We start from the raw sequence: 25,570 nt of genomic DNA, 5'->3' as shown, positions 1-25,570 counted from the left end.
CCGGACCGGGCAGCGGGATTCACGAAACGCGGCTAGGATGAGGGCCATGAAACGACGCGCGCCACCCCTGCACGACGACGACAGCCGCCTGTTTCGCGAGGCGATTGGCGAGGTGCGGCCGATGGCGCCGGTCGAGTCGCTGCCCGAGCGCCCCCGCCCCGAGCCGTATCCGCACATGCGCGACGCCGACGAGGCGGCCGTACCGGCCGAATCGCTGCTGTTCGACTACGATCCCGCCGATCTCGAGGTGGGCGAAGAACTGTCCTACCTGCGCGACGGCTACCCACCGAAGCTGCTCAAACAGCTCAAGCGCGGCCAGTTCAGCATTCAGGCGGACGTGGACCTGCACCAGATGAACGCCGCGGCCGCCCAGATGACGATCGCGGAGTTCCTTGCGGAATGTCGCCACGACGGCATCCGCTGCGTGCGAATCATCCATGGCAAGGGGCTGCGCTCGAAGGCGGCCGGGCCGGTGCTGAAGGGACTGACAGACCGACTGCTGCGACGACGCGACGATGTGGTGGCGTTTGCCTCGGCCCGGCCGATGCAGGGCGGCACCGGCGCCGTGGTCGTGTTGCTGAAGGGTTAGCGGGGAGCACCCTTTCGGGCGAGCACCCCTTCGCCGCTGAAGCGGCTCCCACAAGGAGCTACGTCGTGTTACTCAAAGGCTGACTGCGCAGATTCCTGTGGAAGCTGCTGCCTGCTGTGGGAGCTGCCCCTTCCTGTGGAAGCTGCTGCCTCCTGTGGGAGCCGCTTCAGCGGCGACAGGCAACTCGCCGCAAGGCGAACATCACTAAACCGTCGCAGCGACCTCCCGCAGAACCGTGGTCGCGTAGGCACCGGCCGGCAGGCCGAACGAGACCTCCAGCGCGCCGTCGTCCAGCCAGCGCCAGGTAAGATCGCGCGGCAGCAGGCGTAGCGAACGACGCTCCTGGTCCATGCGGGCACCGGCCAGGCCCTTGGCCAGATCGTCGTCGCGTGCGGCGACCATGCGCTCGAGTTCGCCGACCGCGCCGCTGCTCGGCGGCTCGCCATCACCCCACAGCGGGCCGGAGGGATGGATATCGAAGCGCGCGAGACGCTCGGCCAATGTGTCGTTGAATGCTTCGGGACCGAACCATGAGCGCGACCCCTCGAGCGACCATATCTCGCCATCCATCGGGGTATCCCACTGCCCTGCCCCGACACGCTCGGCCAGCACGCCGTTGAAGATGTGCGAACGCGCGGCGGAAAGCAGGATCGAGCGCTTGTCGCGATCGACGCGACGCCCACCGAACATCTGCCTGGCCTGGGCGACATTGTTGCCGCCCAGCCCGAACCGCTGTTCGCCGAAGTAGTTCGGCACACCGCGCTCGGCGATGGCCGCGAGCCGCTCCTCCGCAGCGGCGCGGTCGCCTTCCACCTCACGCAGTACCAGCACGAAGCGATTGCCACGCAGCGCGCCACGTTTGATCTTGCGCGAGTGACGAGCGGCGGAGAGGACTTTCATGTCCTCCGACGGCAGCGCCGACCAGTCCGGATCGGCCTTGCCCGGAAGGTGCACGGTAAAGACCTGGCGGGTGACCGCGTGGCGATCCTTCATGCCCGCGTATCCCACGTTCATCGGCTGGATACCGGCGAACTTGGCGAGTTCGCGCGCCGCCCATTCGGTATTCGTGCCGCGCTTCTCGACCAGCAGGAACGCATGCTCGCCCGCGCCGTCCGCTTCGTAGCCGAGAAGTTCCTCGACGAAGAAATCCTCGGGCGTCGAACGCAGGCGGCCACGCAGCGGCGGCGCACCGAAGGCGAAGGGAAGTTCGTTGTCTGTCATGTCTTGCGGCCTTCTAGAGCAGGAAAATCGTCGCCAGCCCCAGGAAAATGAAGAAGCCGCCGCTATCGGTCACGGCGGTGATGAGCACGCTGGAGCCCAGCGCGGGATCGCGACCGAGCTTGACCATCAGCATGGGGATGCCCACGCCCATGAAGGCGGCGAGCAGGAGATTCAGTGTCATAGCCGACGTCATGACCAGGCCAAGCGCGGGGTTATCGTAGAGCAGCCACGCGGCGATGCCGATGGCGCCACCCCAGACCAGGCCGTTGAACAAGGACACGCCCAGTTCCTTGCGCCACAACCGGCGCACCTGCGATGTCCCGACCTGATCCAAGGCCATGGCGCGAACGATCATGGTGATGGTCTGGTTGCCCGAGTTGCCGCCGATACCGGCGACGATGGGCATCAGGGCGGCTAGCGCGACCAGCTTCTCGATGGAATGCTCGAACAGACCGATCACGCGCGAGGCCACGAAGGCGGTGACGAGGTTGATCGCCAGCCATGCCCAGCGATTGCGCACGGACTTCCAGATCGAGGCGAAGATGTCTTCCTCTTCGCGCAGGCCGCCGCGCGAAAGGGCTTCGGTTTCGCTTTCCTCGCGGATGAAATCGAGCATCGCGTCGACGGCGATGCGACCGATCAGGTGCATGCCCGCGTCGACCACCGGCGCGGTGACCAGATCGTAGCGTTCGAAGGCCTGGGCGACGTCGTAGGCGTCGTCTTCGGGGCGGAAGGTGTTCACGTCCGGCGCCATGATCTCGCGGACCATCTTGTCCGGCGAGTTCACCAGCAGCCAGTGCAGCGGCAACACACCGGTCAGCACGCTTTCGGCATTGACCACGAAGAGCTTGTCGGTCTGCGCGGGCAGCTCGTCGAAGCGACGCAGGTAGCGCAGCACCACTTCGAGGCTGATGTCCTCGCGAATGGTGACCATGTCGAAATCCATCAACGCACCGACCTGATCGTCCTCGTAGGACATGGCGGCCTGCACGCGCTCGCGATCCTGCGCGTCGAGGCTGGCCATGAGTTCGGGCAGCACTTCGGTGGGAAGGTCGTCGACGAGGTCGGCGAGTTCGTCCGCATCCAGAGGCTCCACGGCGGCGAGGATCTCGCGATCGTCCATATCCGCGATGAGCGATTCGCGCACCGAATCGGACACTTCGAGCAGGATGTCGCCGTCGCGGTCGCTACGGATCAGCTGCCAGACCGCGAGGCGGTCCTGCAGCGGCAACGACTCGAAGATGTCGGCGAGATCGGCGGGGTGCAGGCCGTCGAGGATGGCCTGCAGTTGCGCGTTGGCCGCGCCAAGGGGCGAGTCGTCGCCATCCGGCGCCGCACCGGCGAAGGCCAACAGGCCTTCACGACGGCGCAGCAGATCGGTGATCGCCTCCAGCCGGTCGTGCAGGCGCGGCGTGGAGGTGCGTGACTCGGTCTCGCTCATGTCCGCTGCACCAGCACCGTTGCCAGGGCGGCGATGCCCTCGCGGCGACCGGTGAAACCCAGGGTCTCGGTGGTGGTCGCCTTGATGCTGATGCAATCGATGTCGACGCCGAGATCGGCGGCGATCGTTTCGCGCATGGCCTGCGCATGCGGGCCCACCTTCGGTGCCTCGCAGATCACGGTGATGTCGGCATTGCCCAGGGCGTAGCCGCGCTCGGCAAGCATGGCGGCCACGGCGCGGACGAAGCTGCGACTGTCTGCCCCGCGCCACGCCTCGTCGGAGGGCGGGAAGTGTTTGCCGATGTCGCCCAGCGCCAGGGCGCCGAGCAGTGCGTCGCACAGCGCGTGCAGCACGACGTCGCCGTCCGAATGCGCAAGCACGCCCTGCGCGTGCGCCACGCGCACGCCGCCGAGCATCACGTGATCGCCTTCGCCGAAGGCGTGGACGTCGAATCCCTGTCCGATACGCATTACCGAGTTCTCCCGAGCAGGAACTCCGCCAGCGCGAAGTCCGCCGGCGTCGTCACCTTGATGTTGTCTTCCGAGCCTTCCACGAGCAACGGCAGGACACCCGTGCGCTCCATCGCCATCGCCTCGTCGCTGACGACGATACCGTCCGCGGCGGCAAGGGCGAGTGCATGGGCGAGCGCGCCGCGCCGGAACATCTGCGGCGTGAACGCCCGCCAGCGACCTTCGCGCGGTTCGGTGGCCGTGCTGTGACCGCCGGTATCCGCCCGTTTGAGCGTATCGCGCAGCGGCGCGCCGAGCAGGCCGCCCTCGCCCCTGCCGGCCTGGTCGATCAGCCGGGTGATGTCGTCGGCGCGCACGCAAGGGCGAGCCGCGTCGTGGACCAGCACGAAGTGGTCCTGTGCGACCACCGCCGGCAAGGCGAGTACGCCGGCCAGGACGGAGTCGCTGCGTTCGCCACCACCGACGGCAGTGACGAGGGGTTTACCGCCGATGCTATCGACGGCAGAGAAATGAGGGTCGTCCGCCGCGATGACGACGACCAGCCCGGCGATGCGTGGATGCGCCGCCAGGCGTTCCAGCGTGTGATCGAGCAGCGGCCGGCCCGCCAAGGGCTGGTACTGCTTCGGCCGATCGCCTCCGGCGCGGACGCCCCGGCCGGCGGCAGGTACCACGCACCACAAGGCGTCCATCACTGGGTGCCGGGACCGACGGGCGGGGGCGGGGGCGGCGCGCTGGTCGCCGCCCCCGGCTCGACGATCTGGTAGAAGGTCTCGTTCGGCTTGATCAGGCCCAGCTCCTGGCGCGCACGCGCTTCGGTGGCCTGCTCGCCGTGCTTGAGATCTTCCACGTCGGCGGCAAGCGCCTGGTTGCGCTTCTGCAGCGCGGCGTTTTCCTCGGTCTGTTTCTGCACCGACGCGCGCAGCGAATCGACCTCGGCCATGCCCCCACCACCGACCCACAGCTTCAGCTGCAGCGCGATGAGGACGATGACGAGGATCAGGCCGATCCAGCGCAGGATTGCCGCGTTGCTCAAGGCACGACTCAGCCGGGCAGCTTGGACAGGCTCGGGAACGCATCCCGGCCGGCGTAGCGGGCCTTGGCACCGAGTGCTTCCTCGATACGCAGCAACTGGTTGTACTTGGCCACGCGATCGGTACGGCACAGCGAACCGGTCTTGATCTGGGTCGCGGTGGTCGCCACGGCGATGTCCGAAATCGTCGTGTCTTCGGTTTCGCCGGAGCGATGCGAGACGATCGCCGCATACTTCGCGCGGTCCGCCATGGCGATCGCTTCGAGCGTCTCGGACAGCGTGCCGATCTGGTTGACCTTGATCAGGATGGCATTGGCGATCTTCTTGTCGATGCCTTCCTGGAAGATCTTCGGGTTGGTGACGAACAGATCGTCGCCGACCAGCTGGATGCCTTCGCCGATGGCCTTGGTCAGGTGCGCCCAGCCGGCCCAGTCGCCTTCGGCCATGCCGTCTTCGATGGTGACGATGGGGTACTGCTTCGACCACGAGGCCAGCGTGTCGACCCACTGTTCCGGCGTGAACACCTTGCCCTCGCCTTCGAGGTCGTACTTGCCGTTCTTGAAGAATTCCGAGCTGGCCACGTCGAGGCCGAGCAGGATGTCGCTGCCCACCTTGTAACCGGCCTTGTTCACCGCTTCGAGGATCGTGTCGAGCGCTTCGACGTTGGACTTGAGGTTCGGCGCGAAGCCGCCCTCGTCACCGACGGCGGTGTTCAGGCCACGACCCTTCAGCACCGACTTCAGCGCGTGGAAGATTTCGGCACCGTAGCGCAGCGCTTCGGCGAAGGTCGGCGCGCCGACGGGCAGCACCATGAACTCCTGCACGTCGACATTGTTATCCGCGTGCGCGCCACCGTTGATGATGTTCATCATCGGCACGGGCAACGAGCCGCCACCGTCGACCATCAGGTACTGCCAGAGGGCCTGCTTCTTCGAAGCGGCTACGGCATGGGCGGCGGCCATGGAAACGCCGAGCAGCGCATTGGCGCCCAGGTTGCCCTTGTTGTCGGTGCCGTCGAGCGCGATGAGCTTGGCGTCGAGACCCTTCTGGTCGGCGGCATCGAAACCGGCGAGCGCCTTGGCGATCGTGGTGTTGACGTTGCCGACAGCCTTGGTCACGCCCTTGCCGTCGTAGCGCTTCTTGTCGCCATCGCGCAGCTCGACCGCTTCACGCGTGCCGGTGGAGGCGCCGCTCGGCACGGCCGCGCGGCCGAAGGAACCGTCGGCCAGGGTGACCTCGGCTTCGAGGGTCGGGTTGCCGCGGGAATCGAGGATTTCGCGGGCGTGGATCTTGGTGATATCGGTGGTCATGCGCTTCCCGTTACGAGTTGGAATGACGAAAGAAAGTACCGAGGAACGCGAGCCCTACGGTACCGATCAGGATGAAAGCATTGAGTCCCAGCCCGATCGCGCCGAACGTGCGGCGACGGTCCTGCCGGCGCAGGGCGACGAAGCCCAGCACGAGGCCGACGAAGGCAAGGATGAGAAAGGCGCAGAGGATGAGGCCGACCAGACCGAACACTTCCATGTGCTGCTCGGGGTCGCCGGAGGCGACCATCAGCGCAGCAAAGGAAATGCCCGCGAGGACGACGAGCCCGGAAACGAGGGCGATGACGAACGAGGCGATGCCGTGACCCGACTGCGGCAGGCGCGCCGCACGCTGGCGAGGTTCGCCCGCGACGTGGATCCCGTTGTCCTCGACCATCCAGCCCGTCTCCCCGGGACCTTTGCGGTCCCGCCAATCCATCAATCATACCGTTCCGGAGGAACGATCAAGCGTGGTTCTTGAATCCACGACGCTTTACGGCGCCATCGAGCTCCATGAGCGTCTCGAGGAGCTCTTCCATCTGGTCGAGCGGCCAGGCGTTAGGGCCGTCGCTGAGCGCTTTCGAGGGATCCGGATGGGTCTCGGCGAACAGGCCGGAGACGCCCACCGCGACCGCGGCGCGCGCCAGCACCGGCACGAATTCGCGCTGGCCGCCGGAACTGGTGCCCTGCCCGCCCGGCAACTGCACCGAATGGGTGGCATCGAAGACGACCGGGCAGTTGGTCTCGCGCATCACCGCGAGCGAGCGCATGTCGGAGACCAGGTTGTTGTAGCCGAAGCTGGCACCGCGCTCGCAGACCAGGATGTCGTTATTGCCGACATCGAAAGCCTTCTGCACCACGTTCTTCATGTCCCATGGCGCGAGGAACTGGCCCTTCTTGATGTTCACCGGCTTGCCGGCCCGGGCGACGTTCTGGATGAAGTCGGTCTGGCGGCAGAGGAAGGCCGGGGTCTGCAGCACGTCGACGACCGCGGCGACCTCGTTCATCGGGGTGTATTCGTGCACGTCGGTGATCACCGGCACGCCGATCTGCTTCTTCACCGCATCGAGCACCTTCAGGCCTTCCTCGAGGCCTGGCCCCCGGAAGCTGCCGCCGGAGGAACGGTTGGCCTTGTCGAAGCTGGACTTGAAGATGAAGTTGATGCCGAGACGATCGGTGATCTCCTTCAGCTTGCCGGCGACGTCGAGCTGGAGCTGCATCGATTCGATGACACAGGGACCGGCGATCAGGAACAGCGGCTGGTCGAGGCCGACTTCGAAACCACAGAGCTTCATGCAGCGGACTCCTCGGAACGGATGGCGAGCTTTTCGCCGTCACGGACGGCCTTGTACTCGCGGGCGGCGCGAACGAAGCCGATGAAGAGGGGATGGCCCTCGCGCGGCGTGGAGGTGAATTCCGGGTGCGCCTGGCAACCCAGGAACCACGGATGCACATGGCGCGGCAGCTCGACGATTTCAACGAGGAGATCGTCCATCGACTTGCCCGAGATGACCAGGCCGAGGTCTTCGAACGACTGGCGATAGCGGTTGTTGAACTCGTAACGATGACGATGGCGCTCGCGGACGACGTCCTCGCCGTACAGCTCGCGCGCCAGCGTGCCGGCCTTCAGGCGGCATTCCTGCGCACCCAGGCGCATGGTGCCGCCGAGGTCGGAGCGCTCGCTGCGCTGCTCGGTCTCGCCGGTGGCCGTGGTCCATTCGGTGATCAGCGCGATGACCGGGTCGGGCGTGTTGCGATCGTTCTCGCTGGAATCGGCCTGCTTGAGCCCGGCCGTGTTGCGCGCGAACTCGACCACGGCGGCATGCATGCCGTAGCAGATGCCGAAATACGGGATGCCGGTTTCGCGGGCGAACTGCGCCGCGAGGATCTTGCCCTCGAAACCGCGCTTGCCGAAGCCGCCCGGCACGAGGATGGCGTCGGCGTCGCCGAGGACCGCACGCGCACCGCGCGCTTCGACATCTTCGGAATCCACCCAGCGCAGGTTCACGCGGGCGGACTGGTTGATGCCGCCATGGCGCAGCGCTTCGGCCAGCGACTTGTAGGCATCCTTGTGTTCGACGTACTTGCCGACGATGGCCACGGTGACTTCGTCGCGCGGATGTTCCACGGCTTCCACCGTGCGGATCCAGCTGGAGAGGTCCGCCGGACCGGCGTCCAGGCCCAGGCGCTTGATGACGAGTTCGTCCAGACCCTGCTCGTGCAGCCACATCGGCAGCTTGTAGATGACGTCGACATCGATGGTGCTGATGACGGCGTTCTTGGGCACGTTGGTGAACAGGGCGATCTTGTGGCGCTCGGCGTCCGGCAGGGGCTCTTCGCAACGGCACAGCAGGACATCGGCCTGGATACCGATCGAGCGCAGTTCCTTCACCGAGTGCTGCGTGGGCTTGGTCTTGATCTCGCCGGCGGCCTTGATGTACGGCACAAGGGTGAGGTGCACGAACATGCACTTCTCCGCGCCGTGCTCGATGCGCAGCTGGCGGATGGCCTCGAGGAAGGGCAGCGATTCGATATCGCCCACGGTACCGCCCACTTCCACCAGCGCCACGTCGTAACCGCGCGTCGCCTCGTGGATCGAATGCTTGATCTCGTCGGTGATGTGCGGGATGACCTGCACCGTCGCACCGAGGTAATCGCCGCGGCGTTCCTTGCGGATGACCGATTCGTAGATCTTGCCGGCGGTGATCGAGTTCTTCCCGGTGAGACGCGTACGCACGAAGCGTTCGTAGTGACCCAGGTCGAGGTCGGTCTCGGCACCGTCGTCGGTGACATAGACCTCACCGTGCTGGAAGGGACTCATGGTGCCCGGATCCACGTTGATGTACGGATCGAGCTTCATCATGGTGACGGAGAGACCGCGCGCCTCGAGAATGGAGGCAAGCGACGCCGCTGCGATGCCCTTCCCTAGGGAAGACACCACACCGCCGGTGACGAAAATCAGGGGAGTCATGCGAGCAGCCAGTGCTGGAAATCGGTATTTTACCCGAGCGCGCCCTCCCTCGCGAGGGGCAGACTGAACGTGCCGAATCGGAGCTGTCGTTTTACCATCGGGGAATGACCGCCCAGCCCATCCCCGCTCGTCTCCAAGCCCTTCGCGCCGCCATGGCCCGTGAAGGCGTCGCCGCCGTCGTCGTCCCCACCGCCGACCCTCACCTGTCCGAATACCTGCCGCCGCGCTGGCAGGCCCGCGAATGGCTATCCGGCTTCACCGGCTCGTCCGGCACCCTGGTGGTGACCGCGACCGGTGGCGGCCTGTGGACCGATTCGCGCTATTTCTCCCAAGCGGAACAGGAGCTTGCCGGTAGCGGCCTGCCACTGATGCGGCTCAACGTGGCACACACGCCCGAGCATGTCGCCTGGCTGGCGGACCAGCTCGGCCCGGGCGACGTGGTCGCGATCGCGGGAGACAGCCTGGATGTGGCCGGTGCCGAAAGCCTGTCCAGGCGCCTTGGCGCCACCGGTGCCACGCTGCGGACCGATCTCGACCTCCCGGCCAGCATCTGGCCCGGGCGGCCCGGCCGCCCCGACGCCCCGATCTACGTTCACGCGGCGCCGTTCGCGGCCGTCGACCGCGCCGACAAGCTCCGCCACGTCCGCACGGCCATGCTCCGCGCCGGCGCGACGCACCACCTGCTCTCCAGCCTCGACGACATTGCCTGGCTGACCAACCTGCGCGGCGCCGATGTCGACTACAACCCGGTGTTCCTGGCCCACCTGCTGATCGACGACGCGAAGGCCACCCTCTTCGTCGACGCCGCCAAGGTCCCGGCCGAGGTGAAGCGCGGGCTGGCCGCGGATGGCATCGCCCTGGCCGACTACGGCACCGTGGCTTCCGCCGTTGCCGCGTTGCCGGACGATGCCGTCCTGATGCTGGATGCCGGCCGCGTGGTCGTCTCGGTACTCGAGGGCCTGCCGGCAGGCGTGCGACAGGTTCGTGCCGCGCTGCCATCCACCGCGCAGAAGGCGCGCAAGACCACCGACGAACTCGACCACATCCGCGACGTGATGCGGCGCGACGGCGCGGCACTGGCGCACGCGTTCCGTCGCATCGAGGCAGGCGTTGCCGCCGGCGAGCCACTGACCGAGCTGGACGTCGACACCATCGTGCGCGAGGCGCGCGCCGCCCAGACGGGCTTCGTGGGCGAGAGCTTCTCGACGATCGCGGCGTACCAGGCCAATGGCGCCCTTCCGCACTACCGTGCCACGGAAGCGCATTTCAGCCCATTGGCGGCCAAGGGCCTCCTGCTCGTCGATTCCGGCGGCCAGTACCTCGGCGGCACCACGGACATCACCCGCGTGCTCGCCCTGGGCGCGGTCACCGACGAACAGAAGCGCGACTCCACCCTCGTCCTCAAGGGCATGATCGCGCTGTCGCGGGCGCGCTTTCCCAAGGGCGCCAGCGGTCCGCAGCTCGACGCCCTGGCCCGTGCGCCGCTCTGGGCCGCAGGCATGGACTTCGGCCACGGCACCGGCCATGGCGTGGGCTACTTCCTCAACGTTCACGAGGGTCCCCACAGCATCCGCCCACCGCGCACGGGCGTGGGCCTGGTGCCCCTGGAGACCGGCATGATCACTTCGATCGAGCCCGGCCTCTACAAGCCTGGCCGCTACGGCATCCGTCACGAAAACCTTGCCGTGGTGACCCAGGCCGACAGCACGGAGTTCGGCGACTTCTTCGCCTTCGAAACGCTCACGTTGTGCCCGTTCGACCGCCGGGGCCTGGAACCTCGCCTGCTGGAACCCTCCGAACGGGCGTGGCTGGACGATTATCACGCCACGGTACGTGCGGCCCTGTCACCGTTGCTCGACGGTGCCGACCGCGAATGGCTCCAATGGCACTGCGCGCCGCTCTGATCTCCATGGAGCCGCTTTATGTAGCAGCCCGCTTTATGCAGGAGCTGCTTTATGTAGGAGCCGCTTTATGTGGGAGCCGCTTCAGCGGCGAAAGCCAACAAAGCGAAGACGCCGCCACGCCCAGTCGCCGCTGAAGCGGCTCCCACAGAAATCCGCCGTACCGAAGCCAGCCTGGAATCTCGCCGGCTGATACGCCATAGCCCCAGGCTTGATCATTCCCCAGGCTTGACCATTCAAGTGACCTGACCCCATCCTGCCCGGCTACGAACGGCCTCGATACCCAATGAATACTCGCTACAACGCATCAGACATCGAAGTCCTCAGCGGCCTTGACCCGGTCAAGCGCCGCCCCGGCATGTACACCGACACCTCGCGGCCGAACCATCTGGCGCAGGAAGTCATCGATAATTCGGTCGACGAAGCCCTCGCCGGCCACGCCAAGACCATCGAAGTGACCGTGTTCAACGACGGCTCGGTGGAAGTGACCGACGACGGTCGCGGCATGCCGGTGGATATCCATCCCGACGAGGGCGTGCCCGGTATCGAGCTGATCCTCACGCGCCTGCATGCCGGCGGCAAGTTCTCGAACAAGAACTACGCCTTCTCCGGCGGCCTGCATGGCGTCGGCGTATCGGTGGTCAACGCGCTTTCGCACAAGGTGGATGTGACCATCCGTCGCGATGGGCAGGAATACCGCATGAGTTTCGCCAACGGCGATCGCGCCAGCGAGCTCGAAGTGATCGGCACCGTCCCAAAGAAGAAAACCGGCACCACGCTGCGCTTCTGGCCGGACGCGAAATACTTCGACACGCCGAAGATCCTCGTCTCCAAGCTCAAGCACCTGCTCCGCGCCAAGGCCGTGCTCTGCGCGGGCCTCACGGTGCGCCTGCTCGATGAAGCCTCCGGCGAAACCACCGAGTGGTATTTCGAAGATGGCCTGCCCGACTACCTGCGCGGCGAACTGCAAGGTGCGGAGGCCCTGCCGCCGGGCCTGTTCGTCAAGCATTTCGCCCGCGAGACCGACGCCCTCGATGTCGCCCTTGCCTGGCTGCCGGAAGGCGACCTGGTACAGGAAAGCTACGTCAACCTGATTCCCACCGCGCAGGGCGGCACCCATGTGAACGGCCTGCGTTCGGGCCTCACCAATGCCATCCGCGAATTCTGCGACCTGCGCAACCTGCTGCCGCGTGGCGTGAAGCTCGCACCCGAAGATGTCTGGGAACGTCTGGCCTTCGTGCTCAGCGTGAAGCTGCAAGATGCCCAGTTCGCCGGCCAGACCAAGGAGCGCCTGTCCTCTCGCGCTGCCGCCGGCATCGTCGAAGGCGTGGTCCATGACGCCTTCAGCCTGTGGCTCAATCAGCATGTGGAACTGGGCGAGAAGATCGCCCAGCTCGCCATCGAACGCGCCAGCGCACGACTGAAGGCGGCCAAGCAGGTCGTACGCAAGAAGATCACCTCCGGCCCCGCCCTGCCCGGCAAGCTCGCCGATTGCGCCTCCACCGATCTCAGCCGCACCGAAATCTTCCTGGTCGAGGGCGACTCCGCCGGCGGCTCGGCCAAGCAGGCGCGTGACAAGGATTTCCAGGCGATCATGCCGCTGCGCGGAAAGATCCTGAACACCTGGGAAGTCGACTCGAATGCCGTGCTCGCCTCGCAGGAAGTACACGATCTCGCCGTCGCCATCGGCTGCGATCCCGGCAAGGACGACCTCAGCGGACTGCGTTACGGCAAGGTGGTCATCCTCGCCGACGCCGACTCCGACGGCCTGCATATCGCCACGCTTCTCTCCGCGCTGTTCCTGAAGCATTTCCCCACCCTTGTCAGCCAGGGCCATGTCTTCGTCGCCATGCCGCCGCTGTTCCGCGTCGACGTCGGCAAGCAGGTGTTCTATTGCCTGGACGAGGAAGAAAAGCGCCTGATGCTGGAAAAGGTCGAGCGCGAGAAGATGAAGGGCGCGGTCAGCGTCACGCGCTTCAAGGGCCTGGGCGAGATGAACCCGGCGCAGCTGCGCGAATCCACGGTCCACCCGGACACGCGCCGCCTGGTCCAGTTGACCATCGAAGCGGACGACGGCACCAACAAGCTGATGGACATGCTGCTGGCCAAGAAGCGCGCGGGCGACCGCAAGCAGTGGCTGGAGGACAAGGGCGACCTGGCGACCCTGGAGGTCTGAGTCGCCACTTCATGTGGGTGCCACGTCAATGTGGGTCCCGCTTCATGTGGGTGCCACTACATGTGGGTGCCACTTCATGTGGGAGCCGCTTCATGTGGGAGCCGCTTCAGCGGCGATATCAAGGTTGCCGCGAGCACCCCATCGCCGCTGAAGCGGCTCCCACACAAAGCCCCCTCCTACAGAACGCTTCCCGCAAAGAAAAAGCCCGGCGTGAGCCGGGCTTTTCGTTTCACCAACAGAGCGAGAGCGCTCAGCGACGCGCGCGAATGGCCGTAATCAGCGCGCGTGTGGCCCCATCGAACTGCGACAGATCGCCGGCGTCCTTGTCGTTCGCCAGCGAGGGGTAGATCTGCTTGGCGATGACCTTGCCCAGTTCCACGCCCCACTGGTCGAACGCGTTGATGCCCCACAGGTGACCGAGCAGGAATACCTTGTGCTCGTACAGCGCGATCAGCGCACCCAGCGAATGCGGAGTGAGCGAGTCGAGCATGAATACGGTGCTCGGGCGATCGCCCTTGAACGTGCGCTGCGCGGCAAGCGCGTGGCGCTGTTCGTCGGTGCCCGTCTTGGCTTCGGCGAGGGCTTCCTCGTAGGTCTTGCCCAGCGAAAGCGCCGCGGCCTGCGCGAGCAGGTTCGAGGTGAGTACGTCCTGGTTCTCGCGCAGCGGATGCGCCGGCTTCACCAGGCCGATGAACTCGAGCGGGACGACGTCGGTGCCTTGGTGCAGCGCCTGGAAATATGCGTGCTGCGCATTGGTGCCGATGCTGCCCCAGACCACCGGGACGCTCGCCTGCTTCACTTCGCTGCCGTCGCTCGGGTGCACGTGCTTGCCGAGGCTTTCCATTTCCAGCTGCTGGAGATAGGACGGCAGGTCGACGAGCGAGTCCACGTAGGGAATCACGGCGCGGCTGGTGGTGCCCAGGATGTTGCGGTTCCAGATCTCGGCGATGGCGAGCAGGACCGGGAGGTTGTCCTTCCATTCCGCGCTGCGGAAATGATCGTCCGCCTCGGCGGCGCCGGCGAGCAGATCACGGAAGCCCTTCATGCCGATGGCGAAGGCGATCGATGCGCCGACCGCCGACCACAGCGAGTAGCGGCCGCCCACGTAGTCCCACATCGGCAGCACTTGCGAGGCACCCCACTTGTGCACGGCTTCGTCGTTTGAGCTGACAGCGATGAAATGCTTCGACGCCTTCGCCTCGTCGCCACCTTCGGCCTTGAGGATCCAGTTGCGGAACACGCCACCGTTGAGCAGCGTCTCCTGCGTGTTGAAGCTCTTGGAAACCAGGATGACAAGCGTGTGCGCCGGATCCAGCACCTTCATCAGATCGGTCGCGGCCTGGCCGTCGACATTGGTGAGGAAGTGGCTGCGGATACCGTCCACATGGAACTGTTCGAGGGCATGCACGGCCAGACGCGGACCGAGATCCGAGCCACCGATGCCGATGTTCACGACGTCGGTGACGCCACCGATCAGGCCGACCGATTCGCCTTCGCCCTTGTGCACGGCGTTGACCAGGGTTTCCATCTTGTCCAGCGCGTCGGCGACTTCCTTGCGGACGTCCGCCGGCGCGGCCGGATTGCGCGAAGCACCACCGCGCAAGGCGGTGTGCAGCACGGCGCGGTCTTCGGAAGTGTTGATGTGCTTGCCTTCGAACATCGCGTCGCGCGCGGCTTTCCAGCCGGTGCTTTCGATGTACTCGCCAACGGCGTCGAGCGCCGCGATGTCGAGCTTCTGGCGGGAGGCGTCGAGAAGGATCGGACCCATGCGTCGACGCAGACGCTCACCGCGGGCCTCGTCCTGGACGAGGGCGCGAAGATGGGTGGCGGCGAGACGGGAGGCGTGCTCCTCGAAGGAGGGCAGACGGTCGTGCTTTGATTCCATGGCTTCCACTTGGCGGCGACGGAGAGGGGAATCGCGATCTTACCGCAGTGCAGCGTAAGTGGATTGTATGGATATGAGGAATGTGGGAGCCGCTTCAGCGGCGAAAAGCCGACGGAGCGGCGGTGCGGCCATTCCTTTCGCCGATAAATCGGCTCCCACACAAAGCATGAGCTCCGACAAGCATGGGCTCCCACACAAAGCATGGGCTCCCACAAGCATGGGCTCCCACACGAAGCCTCGGCTTCCACACTAAGCATCGGCTTCCACACAAGGCAGGCCTGCACCACGGCGGGCCTGCAAAAAACAGGCGGCGTTACGCCGCCTGTTTCGGAATCGAATGATTCGTATGCGTGATGCGGTTATCCGCGTCGACGTAGACCAGGTCCGGCTGGTACTTGGCCATCTCTGCCTCGGAAAGGCCGACGAAGGCGGCGATGATCACCAGGTCGCCGGTGGACACGCGGCGCGCGGCGCTACCATTCACGGAGATGATGCCCGAGCCCTCTTCCGCACGCAGCGCGTACGTGACGAAGCGTTCGCCGTTGCTGATGTTCCAGGCGTGGATCTGCTCGTACTCGCGGATACCCGCGGCGTCCAGCAGGTTGCCGTCGATGGCGATCGAACCTTCGTAGTTCAGCTCGGCGTGAGTCACCGTGGCCCGGTGGATCTTGCACTTGAGCATGTTGAGGTGCATGGCGGTCTCTGGAGTTTGGCGGTTACAAAAACGCCCATTCTAACGGAGGGTTGCCCGCTCCGTCGCGTGGGCTTCCTCTGTCGGTGCGCTTTATGGGGGACGGCGCAGGGAAACGCAAGTCCCCGTTCGTGAAGGGATTCAGTCGAAAGGCAGGTTGTCGATCAGGCGCGTAGCGCCCAACCGGGCGGCGACCAGCGCCACCAGCCCTTCCCGTTCCTCCGGACCCGGCTCGGCGAGGTCCTCCGCGCGGCGGATCGCCACGTAGTCCGGGACGAAGCCGGCTCGCTCCAGACGGGCCTTGGCGGCCTGCTCCAGCGCCTGCCAGCTGTGGCCCTGGCGGAACAGCTCGCGGGTCTGCTGCAAGGTCGAATAGATCTGCGGCGCGCGAGCGCGTTCCTGGGTCGACAGGTACTGGTTGCGCGAACTCATCGCCAGCCCATCGTCTTCACGCAGGGTGGGACCGGACATGACCTTCACCGGCAGGGACAGGTCGCGGACCATCCGCTCGATCACCTTGAGCTGCTGGAAGTCCTTCTGGCCGAACACGGCCAGGTCTGGCTGGACCAGGCTGAACAGCTTGGCGACCACCGTGGCGACACCGTCGAAGTGACCCGGACGAAAGGCGCCTTCGAGGCTTTCGGTCAGGTCGGGCACATGGATGCTCACGCTGGAGGCGGCGCCGAACGGGTACAGGGTCGACACCTCCGGAGCGAACAGGATGTCGCAACCGGCTTCGGCCAGTCCTGCCTGGTCCTGGGCCAGCGTGCGCGGGTAGCGCTCGAAATCCTCGCCCGGTCCGAACTGGGTCGGGTTGACGAAGACACTGGCGATCACACGGTCGGCCCGGGCGCGGGCCAGCTTCAGCAGGGAGTGATGCCCGGCGTGCAGGTTGCCCATCGTCGGCACGAAGCCGACGTTCTGGCCGGCACTGCGCCAGCCGCGAACAGTGGCGCGGAGCGAGGCGGCGTCGGTAACGGTCTGCATGGTGGATCCCTCAGCTGAAACTGTGTTCGGCGCCGGGGAAGCGCTGTTCGCGCACGTCCGCGACGTAGGCCCCGATGGCGGCCTGGATGGAATCGCGTCCGGCGAGGAAATCCTTGGAGAACTTCGGCCGCTTGCCCGGCGTGAGGCCAAGCAGGTCATACACGACCAACACCTGACCGTCGCAATCCAGGCCCGCACCGATCCCGATCACCGGAATGGACAGTTCGGCCGTGATGCGCGCCGCCAGCGCCGAGGGCACGCACTCGAGCACGAGCAGATCGGCGCCCGCCGCCTCGACGGCCTTCGCATCGGCGAACAGCTTGTCGGCGGCGTCCTGGGTCTTGCCCTGGACCTTGTAGCCACCGAATTTGTTCACCGACTGCGGGGTGAGGCCGAGATGGCTGCAGACGGGAATATCGCGCTCGGCCAGCGCCGCGATGACCTCGCAGATGCGACCGGCGCCCTCGATCTTGACCATGGCGGCACCGCCCTGCGCAACCAGCCGCGTCGCGGCCTCCATGGCGTGCGGGACGTCGCGGTCGCTCATGAACGGCAGATCGGCGACCAACAGGGTGGCCGAGAGCCCGCGCGCCGTGGCCGCGGTGTGATAGACCATGTCGTCGACCGTGACCGGTAACGTGCTCGAACGGCCTTGCACCACCATACCCAGCGAATCGCCGACGAGGGCGACATCGACCCCGGCGGACTCCAGTTGGGCAGCGAAACTCGCGTCGTAGGCGGTGAGCATCACGATCTTCCGGCCTTCGGCTTTCATCGCCTTCAGGCCCGGCACGGTCACCGGCTTACGCGCCGGCGCGCTCGTTTTTTCCACGTACACGCTGTGTCGCCTCGTTGGGTGAAACGGGAATTGTCCGCCTTGACGAGCGCGAGCTCAACCGAGGCTCAAGAAAGCGGCGTGCAGCCATGCGTGTCGATCGCTCCCAGCAGATCGCGCACACGGCCCATACCCGGCAGGACGGCGTCGGCGGCGATATCCGCCAGCGGCAGCAGCACGAAGGCGCGCTCGGCGATCCGCGGATGCGGCACGGTCAGGCGCTCGTCGTCGATCAGCTCGTCGCCGTACGTCAGCAGGTCGAGGTCGAGCGTGCGCGGCCCCCAGCGCTCACCGTCGCGAATCCGGCCGAACGCGCGCTCGGTGGCAAGCAGGGCTTCCAGAAGGTCCCGCGCCGGCAAGGTCGTCTCGATGGCGATGGCCCCGTTGACGAAGTCCGGTTGTGCGGTTTGACCCCATGGCGGCGTGCGGTAGAGCCGCGACCGCGCCAGGACGGCGATGCCGGGCAACGCATCCAGGGCGGCGATCGCGGCGTCGAGCCGCTCACGCACGTCACCCAGATTGCCGCCGAGTCCGATCAGGGCACGAACGCTCACGCGCCGCCCGAATCGCCCTTGCCGCGACCACCCGGCTTGCGTCGGCGACGACGCTTGCGCGCGGGCGCCGTGGCCGCGACCGTCGCCTCGTGCACCGGCACCCCGCCGCCACCGAGCGCGGCGGCGAGCATTTCCGGCGGCAACTGCTGCGCGTGCGCCCACCACTCGCCGAGCTCACGCATGCGCTCGGATTCGTGGGCACGAAGGAGCAGGAAATCGAACGCCGCGCGGAAACGCGGATGCGACATGAGACGGAATACGCGCTTGCGATGGATCTGCTCGAAGCGCGGCTGCAGCGCCCATATCTCTTCCATCGTGAAGGTGAAGCGGCGCGGTATGGCGACGCGCTGGCACTGCTCGCCCACGACATGCACGGCGGCACGCTGCCAGGCTTCGTTGATGTCGAAACCCTGGGCGATCCAGCCATGTGCCTGGTCGCGCACTTCGCCCCATAGCAGCACGGCGTAGAGGAAGGCCGGGGTCACCGACTTGCCTTCGGCGATCCGCGCGTCCGTGTTGGACAGGCCCTGCTCGACCAGCGCACGCAGCGCCTGGTCGCCGCGCTCGAGGGCGCGGGCCGTCGCCGGGAAGAGGAATTTCAGGAGACCGCAGGCTTCGAGCATCTTGAAGCTCTTCAGGCCATGGCCGGCAAGGAAGAGCTTCAGCGATTCGTCGAACAGGCGAGCCGGCGCGGCTTCACCCAACAGATGACCCAGCGAGGCAAACGGTGCCAGGGCCTCTTTGTCGATGGTGAACCCGAGTTTGGCGGCCAGGCGCGCCGCGCGCAGCATGCGCACCGGATCTTCGCGGTAGCGCTGGTCGGGGTCGCCGATCAGCCGCATGGTTCTGTCTTCGAGGTCCTGCATGCCGCCGACGTAGTCGCGCACGCTGAAGTCGGAAATGTCGTAATAGAGCGCATTGACGCGGAAATCGCGGCGTACGGCGTCTTCCTCGATCGTGCCCCAGATGTTGTCGCGGACGATCCGGCCGTCGACGATGTGCCGGTCGCCCTCGCCGCCCGTACCGTCCTCGCCGGTGCCACGGAAGGTGGCTACCTCGATGATCTCCGGTCCGAAGACGACATGGGCGAGCCGGAAGCGTCGGCCGATCAGGCGGCAATTGCGAAACAGGCCCTTGACCTCGTCCGGGGTGGCGTTGGTCGCCACGTCGAAGTCCTTCGGGTGACCGCCGAGCAAGAGGTCGCGCACGGCACCGCCGACCAGGTAGGCAGCGAACCCCGCGTCGTGCAGACGGTAGAGGACGCGCAACGCGGCCTTGCTGATGTTCTTGCGGGAAATGGAGTGGTGTTCGCGCGGGATGACGCGGAGCGTCGGCGTAACCTCATTCCTGGTTTCGGGATTCAAGCGGTCGTGGTCCTGGCGGGCGCGTAGGCGTCCTTCAAGTGGGAAATGTAACGAATTCGACCCCGGCCGACGAGCACGCAAAAAACCGTTGCCCGGCTCCGGGATTTCGCTATACTAGCGCGCTTCGTACCCCACGTACGACCCGCTCCCTTCGTCTAGTGGTCTAGGACACTGCCCTCTCAAGGCGGGAACACGAGTTCGAACCTCGTAGGGAGCACCACTTTTTCTCACTCGGCGCCCATTCTTCGCATGACCTTTGTCGTTACCGACAACTGCATCAAGTGCAAGTACACGGACTGCGTCGAGGTCTGCCCGGTGGATGCCTTTCACCAGGGGCCGAACTTCCTCGTGATCAACCCGGACGAGTGCATCGACTGCACCCTGTGCGAGCCGGAATGCCCGATCAACGCGATCTACCCCGAGGACGACGTCCCCGCGGGCCAGGAAGTGTTCGTCGCGCTCAATGCCGAGCTCGCCAAGGCATGGCCGGTCATCACCGAGCGCAAGGACGGCCTGCCCGACGCCAAGGACTGGGAAGGCAAGCCGGACAAGCTCAGCCTGCTCGAGCGCTGAGCCCCGCGGGAGCCCCGCGGGAGCCATGCGGGGGATCCGTGTGGGAGCCATGTGGGAGCCGCTTCAGCGGCGACATGTGGGAGCCGCTTCAGCGGCGAAAAGCCCACGGAGCGGGTTAGCTGGTGAGGTCATCGCCGGCATAGCCGGCTCCCACAAAGAGCCCGCCAGCTGAGCCCGCAGCGCAATCCAGCCGCCAGGGATAGCCGCTCCCGGAAAACCCCAAAAAAACGCCGCATCCCCCAAAAAACGCCACATCCCCAAAAAAAACGCCGCCTCGAGGGCGGCGTTTTTCGTGGGACGGGAAGCCGGCTTACTTGCTGCCCATCCGCGACTTCAGCGCATCGACCACGCGGCGGACGCCATCGGCGTCGCCCTGCGCACGGACTTCGCTGCCGGTGCCGCTCGGATTGACGGTCAGCACGACGGTATGGCTCGCGCCCTGGGCGGAGGCCGGCGCGTCCTTGGCGTCCTGGTTGTTGCCGTCCTTGCCGGCGCCGAACATACGGCGGAACAGGCCCGGACGCGACTCCGGACGGCCCGGCTTCGCGGCGATCTGGTAGGTGTGGCTGGCATCGTCGTGGGAGAGCACATTGCCCAGGTCGCCCTGGCCCAGCTGCTCGCCGATGCGCTTGTAGGCGGTTTCGACGTCATCGGCCAGGATGAAGCCATCCGAGACCGGCGCGGCATTGGTCGCGGCGGCGTTGGCGGCCGCGGCACCCGAACCGACGTCAGGAATGACCAGGGCGGCGCTCGTCGACGGCGTATCCAGGCCCGGCGGGATCTCGAGCGGGGCTTCCTGCTGGGCCCGATCCCAGTCCTTCTTCGAGCGGAACGCACCGCAACCGGACACCAGCAGGGCGGAAAGGATCAATGCCGGGACGACCAGCGCGTACGAGGTTTTCTTCATGAACTCGGGTTCCGTTGAATAGGGTTGCTTCAGGCAGCGGACGACAATGGTGCCAGAGCGGCGAGCGTTTCGCGCACCCGGTCCAGCGCCGGGCCCGCCTCCAGCTCGACCAGGGGCAGGCGTGGAGCGGCCGAACCGAGCCCCAGGGCAGCCAGACCGGCCTTGACCGGGATGGGGTTCGGCGCGCAGTTGAGTGCGTCGATCAGCGGGGCCAGCCGCGCCGTTTCCCTCGCGGTCTTCTCCGGATCGCCCGAACGGGCGGCGTCGCAGAAGGCGCGGAAGGCATCGGGCACGAGGTTGGCCACGACCGAAATGGTTCCAGCGGCACCCGCCAGCATGGCCTGGTGGGCCGAGCCGTCGTCGCCGCTGAGGTAGACGAAATCCGGACGAATAAGTTCCGCCAGGGCAAGGATGCGCTCGGCATCGCCCCGGGCTTCCTTGATGCCGATGATGCCCGGATGGTCGCGGAGCACCGCCACGGTTTCCGGCGCGATGTCGCAGCCGGTGCGCGGGGGCACGTTGTAGAGGATGACCGGCAAGCCGCCCTGGTCCGCCACGGCGAGGAAGTGCCTGCGCAGGCCTTCCTGGGTGGGACGGACATAGAAAGGCGCCACGACGAGGGCGACGTCCGCACCCAGGGCCTTGGCCCGGCGCGTGGTGGCAACGGTTTTAGCCGTGCCCGCTTCGCCGGTGCCGGCGATGACGGGAATGCGGTGGTTGACGTGTTTCACGGCGAAGGCGAGCAGGCGCTCGAATTCCTCGTGCTCGAGGAAATGCGACTCGCCCGTGGACCCGGCGACCACGACGGCCTGGGTGCCACCGGCGATCTGCTGGTCGAGCAGTCGGCCGAACGCGTCTAGATCGAGGGAGCCGTCGGCGGCGAACGGTGTCGCCAGCGCGGTGATGCTTCCGGAGATGTCCAAGGTGAAACCCGTTGAGTTACCAGCCGTTCGCATGTTACCGGGGCACCTGCGGCGAGTCCATTCGGGGCGCATATCCATCATTCCATGCGGAGTGTCTTGCTTGCGTGCGACGCGGCCAAGTAAGCTCGGGCCCGTAGCGACGCCCTGCGCCCCGCGGGTCGCGCCATCGGTAGTCGAGCCTTGAATCGTTCCGCAGTACGCAGCACCACCGCCGATAACCAGCTCCTCATCTCGACGCTGTCGCCGGCGCACCGCGCCCCGATCCTCGCGTTGGCCAAACGCATCGCCGACTCCGGCTGCAACATGGCCGACGCCCGCGTCTCCACCATCGGCAACGACACCTCGGTGATGCTGCTCGCCTCCGGCGCCTGGGATGCCGTGGCCAAGCTGGAAACGGCCCTCGGCAAGCTGGCCCGCGACGAAGAGTTGCAGATCGTCCATTACCGCACCACGCCGCGCGAGCCGACATCGCACCTGCTGCCCTATCTGGTCGAGGTGATCGCCGCCGACCGACCGGGCATCCTGGTCAAGATCATCGAGTTCTTCTCGCGCCGCGATATCAGCGTCGAGCAGCTCACGTCCATGCGTTACCAGGCGATGCAGACCGGCGCCGAGATGTTCCAGGCGCAGATCACCATCGGCATCCCTTCGGAAACCCACATCGCCGCGTTGCGCGACGATTTCCTCGAGTTGTGCGATGGCCTCAATCTCGATGCCATCATGGACCCCGTGAAGTTCTGACCCAAGGGAAGACAGACCTACGCATGATCGGCAAGGGCAAGAAGTTACCGAAACTCGAAGGCGCGCTGGGCGATGGCTTGACCCTGTCGCTGGCCTCCCTCCACGGCAAGTGGGTCGTGGTCTTCTTCTACCCGAAGGACAACACGCCAGGCTGCACCAACGAGGCGAAGGACTTCCGCGATCTCTACGGCGAGTTCCAGGCCCGCAACGCCGAGGTCATCGGCGTATCCCGCGACTCCGTGCGCTCGCACGCGAACTTCGCCACCAAGCACGAACTGCCCTTCCCGCTGGTTTCCGACGCCGACGAAACCTGGTGCCAGGCGTTCGACGTGATCCACGAGAAGGTCCTCTACGGTAAGCGCTATCTCGGCGTGGTCCGTAGCACCTTCCTGATCGACCCCAACGGCAAGCTCGCCGCGGAATGGCGCGGGATCAAGATCCCCGGCCACGCGCGAGCCGTTCTCGAGAGTGTTCCCACCGCGTGACGGATACCGCGTCATGCGGCTCCTCCCCCCGGCCGTCGCCGTGCGGCCGGTATTGCAACCTCAGCATGAGGTCACTTCCGTATGACCGGAAGCAAGCGCATCTACGCCCTCGACACCAACGTGCTGCTGCACGATCCGACGTCGCTGTTCCGCTTCGAGGAGCACGACGTCTTCATACCTATGACGGTGCTGGAGGAACTGGACGACAAGAAGAAAGGCGGCTCGGAAGTTTCGCGCAACGGCCGCCAGGTAAGCCGTTTCCTCAATGAACTGATCGAACGCGGTGGCGGCGAAGGTATCCGCAACGGCGTGGAACTGATCAATCCGCAGGGCATCAAGCTCAAGCGCGGCGCCGTGGGCCGGCTGTTTTTCCAACAGCGCACCAGCCACGGAAACGGCAAGGCCGACAACCAGATCCTGGCGTCGGTGATCGACCTGCGCGACCAGTACCCGGATCGCCCGGTCATCCTGGTCTCGAAAGACATCAACCTCCGCATCAAGGCCTCGATCTACGGCATCACCGCCGAAGACTACGAGAACGATCGCGCACTCGACGACTTCGCCCTGCTCTTCACCGGCTCGGACGAGTTACCCGAAGATTTCTGGACCCGGCATCCGGAACTGCGCTCGTGGAACGAGCGTGGCCGCACGTTCTACGAAGTGGATGTGCGCGACGACGAGCATTGGTACGCCAACGAGTGCCTGTACATGCCCGGCGAGAACGACGTCGAGCTACGCGTGATCGAGATCCGCGGCGACGAGGAGCACCGCAAGGCCAAGCTCGTCCTGCTCGACGACCACACGCACGCCGCGCACGGCGTGTGGGGTATCGCGGCACGCAATCGCGAACAGAATTTCGCGATGAACCTGCTGATGGACCCCGACGTCGACTTCGTCACCCTGCTCGGCACGGCGGGTACCGGCAAGACACTGCTCGCCCTCGCCGCGGGATTGGCCCAGGTGATGGACCAGCAGCGGTACCGGGAAATCATCATGACCCGCGCGACCGTGTCGGTGGGCGAGGATATCGGCTTCCTACCCGGCACGGAGGAAGAGAAGATGACGCCATGGATGGGCGCCCTCACGGACAACCTCGAAGTCCTGGCAAATCCGGAGGAAGGCGGCTCCTGGGGCCGACAGGCCACCAACGACCTGCTCGCCTCCCGCGTGAAGATCCGCTCGCTGAACTTCATGCGCGGCCGCACCTTCCTCAGTCGCTATCTCATCATCGACGAGGCCCAGAACCTCACGCCGAAGCAGATGAAGACCCTGATCACGCGCGCCGGCCCAGGCACGAAGATCGTCTGCCTGGGCAACGTCGAGCAGATCGACACGCCCTACCTGACGGAGACCACATCGGGCCTCACCTACGCGGTGGACCGCTTCAAGATGTGGGCGCACTCGGGGCACATCACACTCAAGCGCGGCGAGCGGTCGAGACTGGCCGATTTCGCGTCCGAAGCGTTGTAAGCAACAGCAAAGACAGCGTAAGCAACAGCAAAGACAGCACCTTGAAGCGCGGGCAGCGATGCCCGCGCTTCAAGGCCGGCTCTCTCCCCGCGCAAGCCCATGTCTTCACTTGTCGGAGCCGCGTCACTATAGGTGCCGCTCCACGATGGGAGCCGCGTCACTTTAGGTGCCGCTCCCCTGTGGGAGCCGCTTCAGCGGCGAACGCTCTTAAAGACGCCCCCCCAGCAGCTATCCTGATCGGCATGGACGCGAAACCCAACACCCTCACCATCGCAGGCTCCGACTCCGGCGGCGGCGCCGGCATTCAGGCCGACCTGAAGACCTTTCACGCGCGTGGCACGCATGGACTGACCGCCATCACCGCAGTGACATCTCAGAACACGCGCGGCGTAGTAGCCATCCATACCCTGCCACTGGCGCATATCCGCAGCCAGATCGACGCCGTGTTCGACGATTTCCCGATCGCAGCGGTGAAGACGGGAATGCTGGGCAACGCCGCGGTGGTACGGCTCGTGGCGACGGAAATGCGGATGCGCAAGCCAGCGTGGCTGGTGGTGGACCCGGTAATGATCGCGACCAGTGGTGCGCGCCTGCTCGATGACGGCGCACTCGAGGCCATGATCGCCTCTCTGCTTCCGCTGGCCGACGTCCTCACCCCGAACCTGCCCGAGGCCGAAGCCCTGCTTGGCCGCCCACTGGGCCGTGACATGGACGCCGCCGGTGCGGACCTGCTCGCCCTCGGTGCACGCGGCGTACTGCTCAAAGGTGGTCACGGCAAAGGCCGCCAGGTGATCGATCGCTTTTACGACGCCAGCGGCGTGACCGAGGTTCGCCACCCGCGCCTGCCGATCGAAGGCCACGGCAGCGGCTGCACCCTGGCCTCGGCGGTGACGGCAGGCCTGGCTCGGGGCAAATCGCCACACGTCGCTGCCCGGGAGGCCATTGTCTGGGTGAACAAGGCCTTCCAGCGAGCCTGGCGGCCTGGCACAGGTCCGGTCCACGTGCTCGGGCACTGAGGGCGGAGTATCCTAGGCGCGTTGATACAGGCC

The 25,570-nt window shown here is 66.1% G+C and carries 25 protein-coding genes and 1 tRNA gene; 9 read left to right on the top strand and 17 right to left on the bottom strand.

Annotated features, from left to right (window positions below; all coding sequences use genetic code 11):
* Positions 1-46: 46 nt before the first annotated feature.
* Entirely contained in the window at positions 47-589 is a 543-nt protein-coding gene (locus tag VM621_RS04970; protein ID WP_325467873.1) for a Smr/MutS family protein, read from the top strand.
* A gap of 204 nt (positions 590-793) precedes the next feature.
* Here VM621_RS04970 and truD read toward each other — a convergent pair whose 3' ends face one another.
* The 9 genes from truD to VM621_RS04925 are packed head-to-tail and all read right to left on the bottom strand — an operon-like array spanning position 794 to position 9,029.
* Positions 794-1,810 carry a tRNA pseudouridine(13) synthase TruD gene (truD, locus tag VM621_RS04965; protein WP_325467872.1) on the bottom strand — a complete coding sequence of 339 codons (1,017 nt, stop codon included), beginning with the start codon at positions 1,808-1,810 and terminating at the stop codon, positions 794-796.
* Between the two features lie 13 nt (positions 1,811-1,823).
* On the bottom strand, positions 1,824-3,251 hold the full coding sequence (mgtE, locus tag VM621_RS04960; protein WP_325467871.1) for a magnesium transporter: 1,428 nt from the start codon (positions 3,249-3,251) through the stop codon (positions 1,824-1,826).
* A complete protein-coding gene (ispF, locus tag VM621_RS04955) occupies positions 3,248-3,721 on the bottom strand; it encodes a 2-C-methyl-D-erythritol 2,4-cyclodiphosphate synthase (protein ID WP_325467870.1) in 474 nt (157 codons plus the stop codon). The genes mgtE and ispF overlap by 4 nt, the downstream gene beginning before the upstream one ends.
* The gene (gene ispD / locus VM621_RS04950; protein WP_325467869.1) at positions 3,721-4,410 is read right to left on the bottom strand and encodes a 2-C-methyl-D-erythritol 4-phosphate cytidylyltransferase; all 690 of its coding nucleotides are present in this window, start codon (positions 4,408-4,410) and stop codon (positions 3,721-3,723) included. Before ispD ends, ispF begins: the two co-directional genes overlap by 1 nt.
* Positions 4,410-4,739: a cell division protein FtsB gene (ftsB, locus tag VM621_RS04945; RefSeq protein ID WP_325467917.1), complete on the bottom strand. Its 330-nt coding sequence runs from the start codon at positions 4,737-4,739 to the stop codon at positions 4,410-4,412. The genes ispD and ftsB overlap by 1 nt, the downstream gene beginning before the upstream one ends.
* A gap of 23 nt (positions 4,740-4,762) precedes the next feature.
* Positions 4,763-6,061: a phosphopyruvate hydratase gene (eno, locus tag VM621_RS04940; protein ID WP_325467868.1), complete on the bottom strand. Its 1,299-nt coding sequence runs from the start codon at positions 6,059-6,061 to the stop codon at positions 4,763-4,765.
* Between the two features lie 10 nt (positions 6,062-6,071).
* On the bottom strand, positions 6,072-6,497 hold the full coding sequence (locus VM621_RS04935; RefSeq protein ID WP_325467867.1) for a hypothetical protein: 426 nt from the start codon (positions 6,495-6,497) through the stop codon (positions 6,072-6,074).
* A 25-nt stretch (positions 6,498-6,522) separates the two neighbouring features.
* On the bottom strand, positions 6,523-7,353 hold the full coding sequence (gene kdsA / locus VM621_RS04930) for a 3-deoxy-8-phosphooctulonate synthase (RefSeq protein ID WP_325467866.1): 831 nt from the start codon (positions 7,351-7,353) through the stop codon (positions 6,523-6,525).
* Positions 7,350-9,029 (bottom strand): CTP synthase, encoded by a 1,680-nt coding sequence (locus VM621_RS04925; protein ID WP_325467865.1) that lies wholly within the window; start codon positions 9,027-9,029, stop codon positions 7,350-7,352. Before VM621_RS04925 ends, kdsA begins: the two co-directional genes overlap by 4 nt.
* 104 nt (positions 9,030-9,133) lie before the next feature.
* Here VM621_RS04925 and VM621_RS04920 point away from each other — a divergent pair, with 104 nt between their 5' ends.
* Both VM621_RS04920 and parE read left to right on the top strand, forming a co-directional pair.
* Positions 9,134-10,933: an aminopeptidase P family protein gene (locus VM621_RS04920; RefSeq protein WP_325467864.1), complete on the top strand. Its 1,800-nt coding sequence runs from the start codon at positions 9,134-9,136 to the stop codon at positions 10,931-10,933.
* 283 nt (positions 10,934-11,216) lie between these two features.
* Complete coding sequence (gene parE / locus VM621_RS04915) at positions 11,217-13,106, top strand: DNA topoisomerase IV subunit B (RefSeq protein ID WP_325467863.1); 1,890 nt, start codon at positions 11,217-11,219, stop codon at positions 13,104-13,106.
* Positions 13,107-13,356: 250 nt separating this feature from the next.
* Here parE and pgi read toward each other — a convergent pair whose 3' ends face one another.
* The 6 genes from pgi to pcnB all read right to left on the bottom strand — a co-directional run bounded on the left by pgi (position 13,357) and on the right by pcnB (position 19,422).
* Positions 13,357-14,991: a glucose-6-phosphate isomerase gene (gene pgi, locus VM621_RS04910; protein WP_325467862.1), complete on the bottom strand. Its 1,635-nt coding sequence runs from the start codon at positions 14,989-14,991 to the stop codon at positions 13,357-13,359.
* Between the two features lie 313 nt (positions 14,992-15,304).
* Positions 15,305-15,685: an aspartate 1-decarboxylase gene (gene panD, locus VM621_RS04905; protein WP_107915295.1), complete on the bottom strand. Its 381-nt coding sequence runs from the start codon at positions 15,683-15,685 to the stop codon at positions 15,305-15,307.
* Positions 15,686-15,823: 138 nt separating this feature from the next.
* Positions 15,824-16,669 carry a pantoate--beta-alanine ligase gene (gene panC / locus VM621_RS04900; protein WP_325467861.1) on the bottom strand — a complete coding sequence of 282 codons (846 nt, stop codon included), beginning with the start codon at positions 16,667-16,669 and terminating at the stop codon, positions 15,824-15,826.
* A 10-nt stretch (positions 16,670-16,679) separates the two neighbouring features.
* Entirely contained in the window at positions 16,680-17,507 is an 828-nt protein-coding gene (gene panB, locus VM621_RS04895) for a 3-methyl-2-oxobutanoate hydroxymethyltransferase (RefSeq protein ID WP_325467860.1), read from the bottom strand.
* A gap of 65 nt (positions 17,508-17,572) precedes the next feature.
* Positions 17,573-18,058: a 2-amino-4-hydroxy-6-hydroxymethyldihydropteridine diphosphokinase gene (gene folK / locus VM621_RS04890; protein ID WP_325467859.1), complete on the bottom strand. Its 486-nt coding sequence runs from the start codon at positions 18,056-18,058 to the stop codon at positions 17,573-17,575.
* Positions 18,055-19,422 carry a polynucleotide adenylyltransferase PcnB gene (pcnB, locus tag VM621_RS04885; protein WP_325467858.1) on the bottom strand — a complete coding sequence of 456 codons (1,368 nt, stop codon included), beginning with the start codon at positions 19,420-19,422 and terminating at the stop codon, positions 18,055-18,057. Before pcnB ends, folK begins: the two co-directional genes overlap by 4 nt.
* 144 nt (positions 19,423-19,566) lie before the next feature.
* Here pcnB and VM621_RS04880 point away from each other — a divergent pair.
* Positions 19,567-19,642 (top strand) — tRNA-Glu (locus VM621_RS04880).
* Positions 19,643-19,671: 29 nt separating this feature from the next.
* On the top strand, positions 19,672-19,995 hold the full coding sequence (fdxA, locus tag VM621_RS04875) for a ferredoxin FdxA (RefSeq protein ID WP_325467857.1): 324 nt from the start codon (positions 19,672-19,674) through the stop codon (positions 19,993-19,995).
* Between the two features lie 310 nt (positions 19,996-20,305).
* Here the strand turns inward: fdxA and VM621_RS04870 are convergent, their stop codons facing one another.
* Complete coding sequence (locus tag VM621_RS04870) at positions 20,306-20,902, bottom strand: hypothetical protein (protein WP_325467856.1); 597 nt, start codon at positions 20,900-20,902, stop codon at positions 20,306-20,308.
* A 29-nt stretch (positions 20,903-20,931) separates the two neighbouring features.
* Positions 20,932-21,825, bottom strand: coding sequence for a 4-hydroxy-tetrahydrodipicolinate synthase (dapA, locus tag VM621_RS04865; RefSeq protein ID WP_325467855.1), 894 nt, complete (start codon positions 21,823-21,825; stop codon positions 20,932-20,934).
* Between the two features lie 165 nt (positions 21,826-21,990).
* Between dapA and VM621_RS04860 the strand changes: the two genes are divergently transcribed.
* From VM621_RS04860 to thiD, 4 genes are all read left to right on the top strand, one after another.
* Entirely contained in the window at positions 21,991-22,566 is a 576-nt protein-coding gene (locus VM621_RS04860) for a glycine cleavage system protein R (protein WP_046967334.1), read from the top strand.
* 23 nt (positions 22,567-22,589) lie between these two features.
* On the top strand, positions 22,590-23,051 hold the full coding sequence (locus VM621_RS04855) for a peroxiredoxin (RefSeq protein WP_325467854.1): 462 nt from the start codon (positions 22,590-22,592) through the stop codon (positions 23,049-23,051).
* A gap of 81 nt (positions 23,052-23,132) precedes the next feature.
* Complete coding sequence (locus VM621_RS04850) at positions 23,133-24,521, top strand: PhoH family protein (protein ID WP_325467853.1); 1,389 nt, start codon at positions 23,133-23,135, stop codon at positions 24,519-24,521.
* A 242-nt stretch (positions 24,522-24,763) separates the two neighbouring features.
* Positions 24,764-25,537 (top strand): bifunctional hydroxymethylpyrimidine kinase/phosphomethylpyrimidine kinase, encoded by a 774-nt coding sequence (thiD, locus tag VM621_RS04845; protein ID WP_325467852.1) that lies wholly within the window; start codon positions 24,764-24,766, stop codon positions 25,535-25,537.
* Positions 25,538-25,570: the final 33 nt, after the last annotated feature.

The sequence above is a fragment of the Luteibacter sp. genome (genome assembly GCF_035539195.1).
Lineage (GTDB): Bacteria > Pseudomonadota > Gammaproteobacteria > Xanthomonadales > Rhodanobacteraceae > Luteibacter.
Note: the sequence above shows the minus strand (reverse complement) of the source record. Positions and strands in the feature narration are given on the sequence as shown.

Coding starts and splice junctions, on each gene's coding strand:
- panC (WP_325467861.1), bottom strand. CDS start 16,669: ATGCAGACCGTTACCGACGCCGCCTCGCTCCGCGCCACTGTTCGCGGC.
- VM621_RS04855 (WP_325467854.1), top strand. CDS start 22,590: ATGATCGGCAAGGGCAAGAAGTTACCGAAACTCGAAGGCGCGCTGGGC.
- kdsA (WP_325467866.1), bottom strand. CDS start 7,353: ATGAAGCTCTGTGGTTTCGAAGTCGGCCTCGACCAGCCGCTGTTCCTG.
- eno (WP_325467868.1), bottom strand. CDS start 6,061: ATGACCACCGATATCACCAAGATCCACGCCCGCGAAATCCTCGATTCC.
- mgtE (WP_325467871.1), bottom strand. CDS start 3,251: ATGAGCGAGACCGAGTCACGCACCTCCACGCCGCGCCTGCACGACCGG.
- thiD (WP_325467852.1), top strand. CDS start 24,764: ATGGACGCGAAACCCAACACCCTCACCATCGCAGGCTCCGACTCCGGC.
- VM621_RS04970 (WP_325467873.1), top strand. CDS start 47: ATGAAACGACGCGCGCCACCCCTGCACGACGACGACAGCCGCCTGTTT.
- truD (WP_325467872.1), bottom strand. CDS start 1,810: ATGACAGACAACGAACTTCCCTTCGCCTTCGGTGCGCCGCCGCTGCGT.
- VM621_RS04935 (WP_325467867.1), bottom strand. CDS start 6,497: ATGGATTGGCGGGACCGCAAAGGTCCCGGGGAGACGGGCTGGATGGTC.
- VM621_RS04925 (WP_325467865.1), bottom strand. CDS start 9,029: ATGACTCCCCTGATTTTCGTCACCGGCGGTGTGGTGTCTTCCCTAGGG.
- panD (WP_107915295.1), bottom strand. CDS start 15,685: ATGCACCTCAACATGCTCAAGTGCAAGATCCACCGGGCCACGGTGACT.
- VM621_RS04920 (WP_325467864.1), top strand. CDS start 9,134: ATGACCGCCCAGCCCATCCCCGCTCGTCTCCAAGCCCTTCGCGCCGCC.
- VM621_RS04870 (WP_325467856.1), bottom strand. CDS start 20,902: ATGAAGAAAACCTCGTACGCGCTGGTCGTCCCGGCATTGATCCTTTCC.
- parE (WP_325467863.1), top strand. CDS start 11,217: ATGAATACTCGCTACAACGCATCAGACATCGAAGTCCTCAGCGGCCTT.
- ispD (WP_325467869.1), bottom strand. CDS start 4,410: ATGGACGCCTTGTGGTGCGTGGTACCTGCCGCCGGCCGGGGCGTCCGC.
- pgi (WP_325467862.1), bottom strand. CDS start 14,991: ATGGAATCAAAGCACGACCGTCTGCCCTCCTTCGAGGAGCACGCCTCC.
- VM621_RS04850 (WP_325467853.1), top strand. CDS start 23,133: ATGACCGGAAGCAAGCGCATCTACGCCCTCGACACCAACGTGCTGCTG.
- fdxA (WP_325467857.1), top strand. CDS start 19,672: ATGACCTTTGTCGTTACCGACAACTGCATCAAGTGCAAGTACACGGAC.
- ispF (WP_325467870.1), bottom strand. CDS start 3,721: ATGCGTATCGGACAGGGATTCGACGTCCACGCCTTCGGCGAAGGCGAT.